The sequence below is a fragment of the Bradyrhizobium sp. 40 genome, from assembly GCF_023100925.1.
Lineage (GTDB): Bacteria > Pseudomonadota > Alphaproteobacteria > Rhizobiales > Xanthobacteraceae > Bradyrhizobium.
Genome location: NZ_CP064688.1, coordinates 1,001,894 through 1,014,908 on the forward strand (window position 1 = coordinate 1,001,894; position 13,015 = coordinate 1,014,908).

The following is a 13,015-nucleotide window of genomic DNA, read 5'->3' on the forward strand; positions in this document are numbered from 1 at the left end:
TTTTCAAACGCCCTGGTAGACCAGTCTGGTGAAGAAGCCGGGATCGATCACGAATTGCCCCCATATCGCGTCGAACGCCGCTGTCGGCTTCGCCGCAACGGTTTCATCGCGCGTTCGTCCCTGCTTCTTGAGGCGGGCGACGTTGTCGCGGATCCCGACGAGCATGTCGCGAAAGGCCTGGAACTCGACTTTGTTTCCGACCGGCTTGCCATGCCCGGCGATGACGATCGTGTCCTTGTCCATCGCCGCGAGATTGGCGTCGCATGCAGCGATCATCCCGTCGATGCTGCCCCCGGTCGAATAGTCGATGAACGGATAGATGCCGTTCCAGAACATGTCGGCGACGTGAACGATGTTGGCTTCTGCGAAAGTGACGGAGATGTCGCTGTCGGTGTGCGCGGGCCCGTAATACTTCAGGCCGATCGAGGTTCCGTTGAGCTTAAGCTCGCGGCTGTCGGCAAAGACTTCACTGGGGATACCGCCCGCGCCGAGCGGAAGGAAATTGTAGTCCCAGTCCTCGACCCGCTGCACTTCGGCAAGGTGTTTGCGGGTGTTTTCCTGCGCAATGATCTTCGCGCCGGCTGCATGCAGCCATTCGTTGCCATCGGCATGATCGAAATGCCAGTGGGTGTTGACGAGATGGGTGACGGGATCGGCGCCGAGATCAGCCAGCGCTTTGGTGAGTTGCGGACGTGAGACGCGGATCCCCGCATCGATCAGCACTTTGCCGTCGGGCCCGGTCAGCACGGCAATGTTGCCGCCGGAGCCTTCCAGCACGGTGATGTTGTTTCGGAGCTTGTGCGTGACAATCGGCGATACTGCAGCGCTGTCCTTGATCAGGCTGACGATGCCTCGCGCCTCTGCGTAGGCCTGCCTGGGGCTAAGCCATCCCGAAGCGGCGGCGGTCGCGGCGCCGACGCAACACAGGCAGAAACCGCGTCGAGATAATGATGGGAGCTTTGGCGAACGCATGCAATTTTCGCTTTCTCGAGCGACAATCGACGGCGCCAATGATCGACCCCGCTGTCAGGATGGAGCGTGGGACCAAGGCAGCATGCGGTCTATCACGATAGCACGATCGGCTGCGCTTGCGCGCAGCCACGAATTACTCCTTTACCGCGCCCGTCAGCGACGACACGTAGTAATCCACGAACAGCGAGTAGAAGATCGCAACCGGCAGCGAGCCGAGCAGAGATCCCGCCATCAGCGCCCCCCATTGGTAGACGTCGCCGGTGACGAGCTCGGTCAGGATCGCGACCGGCACCGTCTTGTTGGCGCCGCTCTGGATGAAGGCGAGCGCGTAGATGAACTCGTTCCAGGACAGCGTGAAGGAGAAGATGCCGGCCGAGATCAGGCCGGGCACCGCCAGTGGCAGCGTGATCCGGCGTAGGATCTGGAGCCTGGTGGCGCCGTCCACCAGCGCGCATTCCTCTAGCTCGTAGGGGATCGACTTGAAATAGCCGATCAGGAGCCAGGTGCAGAACGGCACCAGGAAGGTCGGGTAGACCAGGATCAGTGCCAGCGGTGAATCGAACAGGCCGAACTGGACGACCACGGTTGCGAGCGGAATGAACAGGATCGAGGGCGGCACGAGATAGGCAAGATAGATGCCGAGGCCGACATAGGGACTGCCGCGGAAGCGCAGGCGCTCGATCGCGTAGGCGGCCAGCGTGCTCGCGATCAGCGACAGCGTGGTCGCGCCGACCGCAACCAGCATCGTCGTCCATAGCCAGCGCGGATAGGCGGTATTGAACAAGAGGTGCTTGATGTGCGCCAACGTCGGCGAGGAGATCCAGAACGGGTTGTGCTCCTTGTAGTTCATCAGCTCTGCGTTCGGCTTGAACGACGTGATCGCCATCCAGTAGAACGGAAACAGGAGGATCAGCACGAAGCACCCGAGCGGCAGGTAGATCATCATCAGCCGCCGCAGCCCGGAATCCCAGGCCATGGTGTCCGGCGGTGTGGTGGCGACGGCGGCCGGCTGGGCGGTGGTATCAGTCATTGCTCTCTCCCTGCTGCCATTTGCGGCGCGCCAGGCCGAAATAAGAGAACAGCGTTGCGAACACGAGGAACGGGATCATCGACACCGCGATCGCCGCGCCCTCGCCGAGCTCGCCACCGGCAATGCCGCGCTGGAAGGCCAGCGTTGCCAGCAAATGGGTCGAGTTGCCGGGGCCGCCACGGGTGATGGCGTAGACCAGCTGGAAGTCGGTGAAAGTGAAGATGATCGAGAAGGTCATGACGATGGCGAGGATCGGCATCATCATCGGGAAGGTGATGTAGCGGAAGCGCTGCCAGGCGCTGGCGCCATCCAGCATCGCCGCCTCGTAGAGCGAGGGAGAGATGGTCTGCAGGCCCGCCAGCAGCGAGATCGCGACGAAGGGAATGCCGCGCCAGATGTTGGCGGCGATCAGCGAGAAGCGCGCCGGCCAGGGCGAGCCGAGGAAGTCGATATTGGTGGTGCGCCAGTGCAGCACGTCGACCAGAAGGTAGGAGATGATCGAGAATTGCGGATCGTAGATCCACCAGAACGCCAGCGCCGAGAGCACCGTCGGCACGATCCATGGCATCAGGATGATCGCACGCAACAGGCTCTTGAACGGAAAATGGTTGTTGAGCAGCAGTGCCAGCCAGAAGCCGAGCGCGAACTTTCCGAAGGTCGCGATCCCCGTGTAGACCACGCTGTAGAACACCGCGTTCCACCACAGGGAATCGGTGAGCAGATACTGGAAATTCTCGAAACCGACGAAGACGCCTTTTCTGCCGATCGTCGTATCGGTGAAGGCGAGCCAGATGCCAAGACCCAGCGGATAGGTCAGGAACACCGTAAGCAGCCCGATCGCGGGTGCGAGGCACATCACGATCAGGAACGGCTTGTAGTCGAACAGGCGCACCAGCCAGGAGGGCTGCCGTCGTGCGAGGGCGAGAGTGGGAAGTGTGGTCACGGACATCGGGTCGTTGTCCTGTCTGTGAAAGTCTCCATGCCCGTCATTGCGAGGAGCGAAGCGACGAAGCAATCCAGGCCGTAACCGCGGAGACAGGCTGGATTGCTTCGCTTCGCTCGCAATGACGCGCTTCTGTCCAACGTTACTTCTGCCGTCGGAAGTACCGCTTGCAGCGCTGCTCGGCTTCCGCGGCCGCAGCTTCCGGTGTGGCAGCGCCGGTCGCGACGGATGCGAACATCTGGATCAGCACGTAGTCGGCGCTGACGGCACCGGTCGCGGTCGAGATCGGACCCGCATAGCCGTCGTAATAGGTGCTGTTCATCGTGTCCTTGAACAGCTTCACCTTGGGGTCCTGCGACCACACGGCGGCCTCGGCATAGGCGGCCAGCGGCTGGGACCAGTAGCCGGAATTGGCGTTGAGCCAAGGCTCGTATTGGTCCTTTTCCAGCATGTATTGCAGGAAGGCCTTTGCGGCGTTGGGGTACTGGCTGTGCTTGAACACCATGGCGTTCAGCGTCAGGCCCGCCATCGGCGACACCTTGGCCAAGCCCTTCGGCAGCAACTGATGCTCGCTGTCGTCGGCAATCGCCTTGGTCGCCGGATCGTTCTTCAGCGAGAAATACAGCGAGACGCCGTTGGCGGTCAGCGCGATCTCCTGCGCGGCGTAGGCGCGATTGTTGCTGACGTCATTCCAGGACGTCGTGCCGGCGATGAAGGTCGGGTAGAGCTGCTTGACCCAGTTCAGCGCGGCGATCGTCTCCTTGCTGTTGATGATGACGTTGCCCTCTTCGTCGAGCAGGGCCGCGTTGTGCGACCATAGCGCCCAGCTTGCGAACCCGTTGCCGTCCCCCTTGGCATTGCCGAGGGCGAAGCCCGCCGGCTTGCCGGCCTTCTGGAGCTTCTGGCACAGGTCGAGGATGCCGGCATGGTCTTCCGGCACCTTGTCGAAGCCGACCGATTGCAGGATCGACTTGCGGTAGATCACGGGACCCGCGGTGGCTCCGAACGGCAGCCCGATCCAAATGGGGCTCTTGTTCTTCTTGCCGTAGCGCTGCGCCAGCGGCAGCCAGCCGCCGTACCGCTTGCCGAGATAATCGGCGACGTCGGTCAGCTCGACCAGCTTGTCGACATAGATGTGCGGTGCGTCGGAGAATCCGATGATGATGTCCGGACCGGCGCCGGAATTCGAGGTCACCGCGGTCTGCTGATTGATGTCCTCCCAGCCGACGAAGTCGACCTTGACCTCGACGCCCGTTTCCTTGGTGAATTTTGCTGCATTGGCGCGGAACACATCCTCGTCGGCCTGGACGAAACGTACCGGTCGCAGCATGCGCAGGGATGCGCCTTTCTCGATTGGCAGTTTCGGTGTGGGGACGTCCGCGGCCTTGATCGCGGATTGGGCATTCGCCGGAGCACCGGTTGCCGCGATTGCCGCAGCAGACAGGCCCAGCGCCAAGGCATCACGACGTGTGATGTCGTTCCTCATCGGTTCCTCCCTATGTGTTTCCCTTCCCGGCGTTGATCGCCGGTGAAGGGTCTTTCCGGTTGCCGGCGCGTCTTCGCGGCCGTCCCGCCTAGCTGTTCGGGCCGCGGTCCATGCTGACAGGCTGCCAGCGGCGGAGCGCGGTGTCTTGCAGCACCGACGGATTGACGCAGCTTACCGGCCACATGCCCTGAAGCACCAGTGACAATTCGTAGCCCACCCGGCGCTTGCGCGCCTCGTCAAACCGTGCCGAGGCGGAGGCGACATGGGCGGTCAGGGTCACATTCTCCATGCTGAGGATGGGGTTGTTGTGCGAGGGCGGCTCCTTCTCCAGCACGTCGAGGGCCGCATGGGCGATCCAGCCCTCCTGAAGCGCCTTGATCAGGCTTTCCTCGTCCACGGTGGCGCCGCGGCCGGTGTTGATGAAGACCGAGCCCTTCTTCATCTGCCGGAAGTGCTTCTCGGTGAGCATGTGATGCACCTCGGGCCGGGCGGGGGCGTGCATCGAGAGGAAGTCGGATTGTGACAACACCTCGTTCAGCGTCGCCGGAATCACGCCGTGGTCGGACATCAGCGTTTCCTGGATGAAGGGATCGTAGGCCATCATCCGCAGGCCGAACGGAGCTGCGCGTTTCGCAACTGCACGCGCGACGCGGCCGAACGAGATGAAGCCGAGCGTCTGGCCCATCAGCCGCGGAATCTTCGACAACGCCGGCCGGCCCTCCGCCCAGCGGCCGCTGCGCACCATCCGGTCCTGCTCGACCAGCCGGCGGAAGCCCGCGAGCAGCAGCATCATAGCGTGGTCGGCGACCTCCTCGATGAAGGTGTCGGGGATGTTGGTGACGGGAATGCCGCGCGCGGTTGCGGCCTTGATGTCGACGCTGTCGACGCCGACCGAGCCGAGCGTAATGACCTTGCAGCTCTCCAGCGCGTCGATGATGGTCTTGGTGATCGGGATCCCCTTCGCGTAGATGGCGTCCGCTGTCTTCGCGGCGGCGATGAACCCGGCCTCATCGGCCGGCGCCTCGACGATCTCGGCGTCGATCGGATCGAGCGCCTCGCGCTCGTAGGAATAATCGCTGCTCGCGACCGTGAAGCTCGCGCCCTTCGGCGTCACGATCCTGTATTTCGGCATGTCCTGCTCCCGATTTGGTTTCTTGTTGTGACCCGGCCTTCGCGCGGGCCTTTGCGTCTTTTACGCGAAATCGGGGACGTCGCGTACAATTCCAGGTTGTCGTTGAGGCAATTTATACGACTGGTCCGACGTCTTCTCCGGGCTTTTACGGGGCGCCCCGTAACAGCTTGCTAAGGGGTCACCCCCTAAAAGTTAATTTGATTTCGATCGATTCACTCGCGCGTCCTTATCCCTTTGTTGCCGGAGCATCCCGTGAAATTGAGCAATATGAAGATCGCCCCCAAGCTCGGCATCCTTGTCGGCGTCACCTTGTTCGGCTTGTGCATTTCCGGGGTCCTCTCCGGGTACCTGATGAAGCAGGAGATGGTGAACGCGCGCATCGAGCAGGCCAAGGCCATCGTCGACATGGGCCGCAACTATGCGGTGGCGCTGAAGAAGCGGGTGGATGCGGGCGAGATGACGAAGGACGCCGCGATGGCTGATCTTCGTCGCTACGGCAACGCGATGACCTATGACAAAGGCGCCGGTTATCTCTTCGGAACGTCCTATGACGGTATCACGCAGCTGGCGCCAGATCCGAAGCAGGTCGGCAGCAACCGCATGGAAGTTCTGACCAATGGCCGCAAACTGTCTTGGGAGCTGATGAACGGCGCGAAGGCCAACGGTTCGATCCTTTTGACCTATGAATACGCGAAACCGGGCCAGGAAGGCTTGATCCGGAAGATGGGCTACGCGGTGGCCGTCCCCGAACTCGAGATGTATCTCGGCACCGGCGCCTATCTCGACGACATCGACGCCAAGATGGGCCCGGTCTACTGGCTGCTCGGTCTCGCCATGTTCGGCATCGTCATCGTCGCCGGCAGCGTCGCCTGGCTGCTCGGCCGCAGCATCAGCGGTCCGCTGGTTCTGCTCGGCGCCCGCATGAAGGATCTCGCCGAGGGCAAGCTCGAGGGTGACATTCCCGGCGTCGGCCGTGGCGACGAGGTCGGCGCGATGGCGTCGACCGTCCAGATCTTCAAGGACAACGCACTGCGCATTCGCGACCTCGAGAAGACCGAAGCCGATGCGAAGGATCGTGTCGCGGCGGAACGTCGCAGCGCGATGGAGGGCATCGCCAGCGACTTCGAACGCAGCGTCAACGGCATCGTCCGCTCGGTCTCCTCGGCCGCGACGGGCATGCAAGCCACGGCGCAATCGATGACCGCGACCGCCAGCGACGCCTCTTCGCGTGCGGCGACCGTCGGCGCGGCCTCGCAGAGAGCGTCGGGCAATGTCGGCACGGTTGCCGCGGCCGCCGAAGAGCTGTCGAGCTCGGTTGCGGAAATCTCGCGCCAGGTCACCCGCTCGACCGAAGTGGCGAGCCGCGCCGTCAACGACGCCGAGCGTACCAACGCCACGGTGCAGGAACTCTCCACCGGCGCCGAGAAGATCGGCGAGGTGGTCAAGCTGATCCACTCGATCGCGGCACAGACCAACCTGCTGGCGCTGAACGCCACCATCGAGGCGGCGCGCGCCGGTGAATCCGGCCGCGGCTTCGCCGTCGTCGCTTCCGAAGTCAAGGCGCTCGCCAACCAGACCGCCAAGGCCACCGAGGAAATCTCCGCCCAGGTCGCGGCGATGCAGACCTCGACCAGCGATGCGGTCGCCGCGATCGGCGGTATCACCCAGACCATCGCGGAGATGAGCCAGATCACGGCGGGCATTTCCGCGTCGATCGAGCAGCAGGGCGAAGCGACCCGCGAGATCGCCCGCAACATTCAGTCGGTCGCGGCCGGATCGAACGAGATCAACGCCAATATCGGCAGCGTCACCTCGGCCGCGGAAGCGACCGGCACGGCGGCAAGCGACGTGCTCACCAACGCCCGCGAGCTCGACAGCCAGTCCGGCGCGCTGCGAAGCGCAGTCGACGGCTTCCTCGCCAAGGTGCGCGCGGCGTAAGGCGTCACACCAGAGCGACGCCACCTATTCCATAGTCATGCCCGGGCTTGTCCCGGGCATCCACGTTCTTGGATACCGGACGCTTTGATAGACGTGGATGGCCGGGACAAGCCCGGCCATGACGGAGAATGCGGAGGGCGCGGCTTTCGCGCGCCTCTACTGCTTCTCGATCCCAGCCTCTCGGATCAGCTTTTCCCACAACACGAGCTGTTCGTTCACGAACGTGCCGAGCTGCTCCGGCGTGCCTGAAAACGCGTCCATGCCGAGAGTGGCGAGCTGCGCCTTGATCTCCGGCTTCTCGACGATCTTCCGGATCTCGGCATTGAGCCGCGTCACGATCTCCTTGGGCATGCCGGCGGGGCCGAAATAGCCCTGCCACGACGAGATGTCGAAGTCCGGCACGCCGGCCTCCTGCATCGAGGGCAGGTTCGGCACCAGTGACGAGCGGTCCTTTGTCGTGACGGCGAGCGCGCGTAGCGCATTGCCCTGGACATGCGGCAGGCCGGTCAGGATGTCCACGAACATCATCGAGACGCGGCCGCCCATGACGTCGTTGAGCGCCGGCGGCGAGCTCTTGTAGGGCACGTGCAGGAGGTCGAGCCCGGCATTGTGCGCGAACGTCGCGCCAGAGACGATCGCCGAGGACGAGCCCGAGGCATAGCTCAGCTTGCCCGGATTGGCCTTGCCGTAGGCGATGAGCTCGCCGACGGTCTTGGCCGGCACCTCCGGGTGGATCACCAGCATGAAGGGCAGGTCGCCGGTGCGCGCGATCGGGGTGAAGTCCTTGACCGGATCATAGGTCAGGCTCTTGAGCAGATAGGGATTGGCCGAATGCGTCGTGTTGGTGGTCACCAGCAGCGTGTAGCCGTCGGGCGCGGCGCGCGCGACATAGGTCGCGGCAATCATGCCATTGGCGCCCGCCTTGTTCTCGATGACGATGCCGACGCCGAGTGCCTGCGACAAATGCTGGGAGATCAGCCGTGTCGTGGTGTCGGTGCCGCTGCCGGCCGCGAACGGCAGCACCAACGTGATGTTGCGGCTCGGATAATTGTCGGCCTGCGCAGCGGACGCAGCGGCGAGACAAAGGACGGCCGTGCCGATGGCACGCAGGTTTCGGATCAACGCTGAAAGCATGTCGGTTCGTTCCCTCTTTTTTCGTTGGCGCGGAACCTAGCGTCTCCTCGTTGAAATCGGAAGGCGCGAGTTTGTCGCCTCGTCTCGCGGTGCGGAATTACTTCACCGCAGAGCCCTGGCGCGAGGCGATCACGACGCCGGCGAGCACCAGCAGGTAGCCGATCAGGTGGAATGGCTGGATCTTTTCGCCGAGCAGCAGGATCGCCATCGCCGAGCCGAACACCGGCACCAGATGGAAGAACGGCGCGGCGCGGTTCGGGCCGATCAGCGCCACGCCCCGGTTGAAGAACAGATAGGCCAACGTCGAGGGAAAGATCAGGATGTAGCCCAGCGTCGCCAGCGTCACCCCGTCGAGTTGCAGGACGCGGCCACTCCAGGCCTCCCAGATCGCGGTCGGCAGCAGCATCGTCGCGCCGCAGCAGGTGGTGAAGGAGAGAAAGGAGAGTTGGTGGATCTTCGGTCGCCGCGGGATGAAGGCAGAGTAGATCCCGAACGCCACCAGCGAGGAGGCGAACATGATGTCGCCCCTGTTGAAGCTGATGCTCGCGAGCGCGGCGAGATCGCCGCGCAGAATGATGATCAGCACCCCGAGAAGCGAGATCCCGATGCCGGCGAGCTGCGCACCGGTCAGCCGCACGCCGAACAGCACCAGCGACCACAGCGCCACGAACAGCGGTCCGGCTGACTGGATCAGCAGCGCGTTCAGCGCTTCCGTGTACTGCATCGCCCAGTATGAGATCGCGTTGTTGAAGGCAAAGCCCACCAGCGACAGGAACAGCATCAGCGGCAGGCTCTTGCGCAGATTCGGCCAGTCGCGCTTCAGGTGCGGCCAGGCGAACGGCAGCAGGATCAGGAACACGCCGAACCAGCGGATCGTGGTCACCGTCAGCGGCGGCACATGCGCGCCAACGTGGCGCGCGAGCACGATGTTGCCGGCCCAGAACAGCGAGCTCAGGCTGAGCAGCAGATAAGGCTGGTTGTTGAGCCAACTGGCCGGATTGGAGGCCGGTGGCGCGGGCGAGGCGATCGTCATTGGCGTTGGTACAAGCTTGCGCCGGATTTACGTCGTGACACAAGTCACGCGGCCGCAATGCTACAATGCAGGCGTGACCAGAGGAGGCGGCATTGGCGGTTAATATGTTGAACATCGACGGCCTGAAGCGGCTCGATCGGCATGCACCGGTGGTGATGCTGAACCTGATGCGCTTCCACGCGCGCTCGGGCGACGGCGACGGTTCCGGCTGGGACGCCTATCTGCGCTACAGTGCGGTCACAGTGCCGATGATCAAGGCGCGCGGCGGCACGCTGCTCTGGACCGGCGACGCCAAGGCGGTCGCGCTCGGCCCGCAGCAGGGTAACAACTGGGATTTCGCGGCGCTGGTCTATTATCCCACCGTCACGGCCTTCATCGACATGATGACATCGGAGGCCTACGAGACGGAGGCTGATCCGCATCGCGTCAACGCCTGCGCCGAGCACGTCATCATTGCGATGAACGAAGCGTACAGCAAGTTTGAAGTGAAGTAGGCGCATGCTCTTTCCCTCTCCCGCGAGGGGAGAAGGAAGAAGGCGTCGCGATGCTCTTACTTCTTCCGCTCCCGCTTGTCGCCCTCATCCAGTGCGTCTACAGCCGCGTGACACGCCGTCTGCAGCAAGCGACAGACCTCCTCCGTCGATCGCTGCCGACTCAGCGCTGCAAAAGCCGGGTAACTCGTCAGCACGAAGATCAGATCGACGGTGTCCCGCATGGCGCGCTTTGCTGCGTGCTTGCCGACGATCCGCGACAGCAGCGCGGTCAGCAGTTCCCGGCGGCGCTCGTTACGCTCGATCAGCGCCTCGCCGAATTCCGGATCGGTCGCGATGGCCTGGTTGAGCCCGCCGATGGCGGGATCGCGCCCCCAGAAGGTACAGAAGATTTCGATGACGCGGTCGAGCGCGGCGCGCGGATCCGCCATTGTCATGACCTCGGCCAGTTCGAACAGTCCGCCCTGGTGCGCGATGTCGTCGAACACGGCCTCCAGCAATCCCCGCCGCGATCCGAACTGGTTGTAGACGGTCAACCGCGTGACGCCGGCCGCCTTCGCGACGACGTCGAGCGAGAAGCTCGAAATGCTCGCGTCCTTGCGCAATAGCCGTGCGCCGGCGGCGATGATGCGCTCGCGCGTCGCCGCGGCCGCGGAAGCCCGCGCGGAGCTCACATAATTGCGCTTCGGCATTGCCTTGCCATTCTGTTGACGTATTGACTATACATATAGTATATTCAATTTAGAAGTCGGTTCGGAGCTTGCCATGCAAATTGCCCTCGTGATTGCCCTGTCGCTTCATGTGTTGTCGTCCGTGTTCTGGGCGGGATCAAGCTTTGCGCTGGCCCGCATCGGCGGAGTTGGCGGTGAGCAACTGGTCTTTCCACAACTCGGCGCGGCGACGATTGCCATCCTGACCGGCGGCTATCTCGGGCATCTCGTTCATTCCCACAGCTTCGGCAAGACCGAGCAGGTGCTCGCGGTCGGTGCTGTCTGCGCACTGCTCGCGGCCGGTATTCAGGCTGTCATCGGTCCCCGCGCGCTCGTGGCCCTGCGTCGTGGCACCGGCAAGCCGGAGGACCTCCGTGCACGTATCGCCGCCGTCCAACGTGCGGCGGCGGGCCTGCTGGGTATCGCCGCGCTCTGCATGGGCGCCGCGCGCTACATTTGAATGCAGTTCAGGAGGAGTATCGAGAGCTCTCTGTTTCCAATGTCAGACCCTGGCGCGGCTTCCAGCCGCTTTCGAAGGAAAAGCAATGTCCAAGATGATTCTGATCAACCTGCCTGTGCGCGACCTCGCCGCATCGACAGCATTCTACGTAGCGCTGGGTGGCGTGGTGAATCCTCAATTCTCTGGAGCAATTTCGACCTCGCTCATGTTCACGGACGCGATCGGCGTGATGCTGCTGACCCACGACCAGTATCGTGAATTCACCCAACGCGAGATCGGTGACGCGCGGCGCCACAGCCAGGCCATGTTCGCTCTGACGCTCGACGAGCGCGATGCCGTCGATGCAACGCTGGCCCGCGCGGTGGCTGCGGGCGGTCGCGCCGATCCCAATCCGGCGCAGGATCTCGGCTTCATGTACAACCGACACATTGAAGACCCGGATGGCTATGTTTGGGAGATGGTGTGGATGAACCCGTCGGCAAACGCTTGATCGCAGCCGATCGAACCGGGCCCCAAGCCTAGCTCGCCTGCTTCCGTGACGCCACGAACACGCCGGCCAGCACCAACGCGAAGCCGATGAAGTGGAACGGCTGCGGGTGCTCGCCCAGAAACGCCATTGCCATGATCGAGCCGAACACCGGCACGACATGGAAGAAGGGCGCGGCGCGGTTGGCGCCGATCAGGCGGACGCCACGGTTGAAGCAGAGATAGGCGAGCGTCGAGGGGAACACCGCGACATAGAACAGGGTCAGGAGGTTCGGCCCGTCGAGCTTCATCACGGGACGCGCGGACAACTCCCAGATCTCCAGCGGAATGAGACAGGCAGCACCGCAGCCGAAAGTGAAGGCGAGGAACGACAGGCCGTGCATCGGCGGCCGCTTCAAGGTCAGCACCGAATAGAGCGCGAAGATGATCAGCGCGACGACGAAGATGAGGTCGCCCTTGTTGAAATCGATGTTCGACAGCGTGGTGAAATCGCCATGCAGCAGGATGATCAGCACGCCGCACATCGACAGCAGCACGCCGAAGGCCTGCGCTGCGGTGAGGCGCACGCCGAGGATGGCGAGCGACCACAGCGCCACGACGAGCGGCGCGGCGGATTGCAACAGGAGAGTGTTGAGCGCCTGCGTATGCTCCAGCGCCCAATATTGCAGCGTGTTGAAAGCGCCGATGCCGGTGATCGAGAGCGTGACCATCAGGCCGAGCTTGCTGCGGATCGCGGGCCAGTCCTGCGCAAGGTGTTTCCAGGCGAACGGCAGCACCAGCAGGAAGGCGAAGAACCAGCGCAGGAACGACAGCGTCACCGGCGGGATGTGACCGGCGGCCAGCCGCCCGACGATGGCATTGCCGGCCCAGCACAGCGCGGTGATGCTGAGCAGCAGATAAGGCTGGTTGGCGATCCAGTTCTGGCCGGACCTGGCGGCGCCGGTGGTCTCGTCGGTGGCGGACATTGGATTGTTGTGGCCCCGCGTCATGCGCCAAGCCTCCAGCCCGGCGGCACCCGGGCCGGTTCGGACCCGGCCCGTTCAAAGACACGGAAATCGAGGTTGCATCAACGGGGGCCGGATGCATCGCGACCATGCAGCGGCGGAAGCAGCCTCTCACGCTTTGGTCGAAGCATTGCACCGGTCGCGAAGGTTTCTGGATTTTCAGGGGATATCAAAGGCTTGGAGTACGCTCGCGGCC

13 protein-coding genes are annotated in these 13,015 nt (G+C 63.4%); 4 read left to right on the forward strand and 9 right to left on the reverse strand.

The window, feature by feature from the left end; genetic code table 11:
- Positions 1 to 3: 3 nt before the first annotated feature.
- The 5 genes from IVB40_RS04670 to IVB40_RS04690 form a co-directional block, all read right to left on the reverse strand.
- On the reverse strand, positions 4 to 972 hold the full coding sequence (locus IVB40_RS04670) for an MBL fold metallo-hydrolase (RefSeq protein WP_247465008.1): 969 nt from the start codon (positions 970 to 972) through the stop codon (positions 4 to 6).
- Positions 973 to 1,105: 133 nt separating this feature from the next.
- A complete protein-coding gene (locus IVB40_RS04675) occupies positions 1,106 to 2,002 on the reverse strand; it encodes a carbohydrate ABC transporter permease (RefSeq protein WP_027519957.1) in 897 nt (298 codons plus the stop codon).
- Positions 1,995 to 2,951, reverse strand: a complete 957-nt coding sequence (locus IVB40_RS04680) for a sugar ABC transporter permease (protein WP_027570394.1) — start codon at positions 2,949 to 2,951, stop codon at positions 1,995 to 1,997. The genes IVB40_RS04675 and IVB40_RS04680 overlap by 8 nt, the downstream gene beginning before the upstream one ends.
- Positions 2,952 to 3,087: 136 nt before the next feature.
- On the reverse strand, positions 3,088 to 4,431 hold the full coding sequence (locus tag IVB40_RS04685; protein WP_247358299.1) for an extracellular solute-binding protein: 1,344 nt from the start codon (positions 4,429 to 4,431) through the stop codon (positions 3,088 to 3,090).
- An 88-nt stretch (positions 4,432 to 4,519) separates the two neighbouring features.
- The gene (locus tag IVB40_RS04690) at positions 4,520 to 5,563 is read right to left on the reverse strand and encodes a C-terminal binding protein (RefSeq protein ID WP_247818216.1); all 1,044 of its coding nucleotides are present in this window, start codon (positions 5,561 to 5,563) and stop codon (positions 4,520 to 4,522) included.
- A gap of 252 nt (positions 5,564 to 5,815) precedes the next feature.
- On the opposite strand from IVB40_RS04690, the gene IVB40_RS04695 reads away from it, so the two are divergent.
- Positions 5,816 to 7,501 carry a methyl-accepting chemotaxis protein gene (locus IVB40_RS04695; RefSeq protein WP_247818217.1) on the forward strand — a complete coding sequence of 562 codons (1,686 nt, stop codon included), beginning with the start codon at positions 5,816 to 5,818 and terminating at the stop codon, positions 7,499 to 7,501.
- Positions 7,502 to 7,657: 156 nt separating this feature from the next.
- Here IVB40_RS04695 and IVB40_RS04700 read toward each other — a convergent pair whose 3' ends face one another.
- The gene (locus IVB40_RS04700) at positions 7,658 to 8,635 is read right to left on the reverse strand and encodes a tripartite tricarboxylate transporter substrate binding protein (RefSeq protein WP_027570398.1); all 978 of its coding nucleotides are present in this window, start codon (positions 8,633 to 8,635) and stop codon (positions 7,658 to 7,660) included.
- A gap of 97 nt (positions 8,636 to 8,732) precedes the next feature.
- The gene (locus tag IVB40_RS04705) at positions 8,733 to 9,668 is read right to left on the reverse strand and encodes a DMT family transporter (protein WP_007614154.1); all 936 of its coding nucleotides are present in this window, start codon (positions 9,666 to 9,668) and stop codon (positions 8,733 to 8,735) included.
- A 104-nt stretch (positions 9,669 to 9,772) separates the two neighbouring features.
- On the opposite strand from IVB40_RS04705, the gene IVB40_RS04710 reads away from it, so the two are divergent.
- Positions 9,773 to 10,162 (forward strand): DUF1330 domain-containing protein, encoded by a 390-nt coding sequence (locus IVB40_RS04710; protein ID WP_247818218.1) that lies wholly within the window; start codon positions 9,773 to 9,775, stop codon positions 10,160 to 10,162.
- Between the two features lie 56 nt (positions 10,163 to 10,218).
- Here the strand turns inward: IVB40_RS04710 and IVB40_RS04715 are convergent, their stop codons facing one another.
- Positions 10,219 to 10,851 (reverse strand): TetR/AcrR family transcriptional regulator, encoded by a 633-nt coding sequence (locus tag IVB40_RS04715; RefSeq protein WP_256468206.1) that lies wholly within the window; start codon positions 10,849 to 10,851, stop codon positions 10,219 to 10,221.
- A gap of 73 nt (positions 10,852 to 10,924) precedes the next feature.
- On the opposite strand from IVB40_RS04715, the gene IVB40_RS04720 reads away from it, so the two are divergent.
- Positions 10,925 to 11,329 carry a hypothetical protein gene (locus IVB40_RS04720; protein ID WP_247401136.1) on the forward strand — a complete coding sequence of 135 codons (405 nt, stop codon included), beginning with the start codon at positions 10,925 to 10,927 and terminating at the stop codon, positions 11,327 to 11,329.
- Between the two features lie 85 nt (positions 11,330 to 11,414).
- Positions 11,415 to 11,819: a VOC family protein gene (locus tag IVB40_RS04725; RefSeq protein WP_027570402.1), complete on the forward strand. Its 405-nt coding sequence runs from the start codon at positions 11,415 to 11,417 to the stop codon at positions 11,817 to 11,819.
- A gap of 28 nt (positions 11,820 to 11,847) precedes the next feature.
- On the opposite strand, the gene IVB40_RS04730 is transcribed toward IVB40_RS04725, so the two are convergent.
- The gene (locus tag IVB40_RS04730; RefSeq protein WP_247819493.1) at positions 11,848 to 12,780 is read right to left on the reverse strand and encodes a DMT family transporter; all 933 of its coding nucleotides are present in this window, start codon (positions 12,778 to 12,780) and stop codon (positions 11,848 to 11,850) included.
- Positions 12,781 to 13,015: the final 235 nt, after the last annotated feature.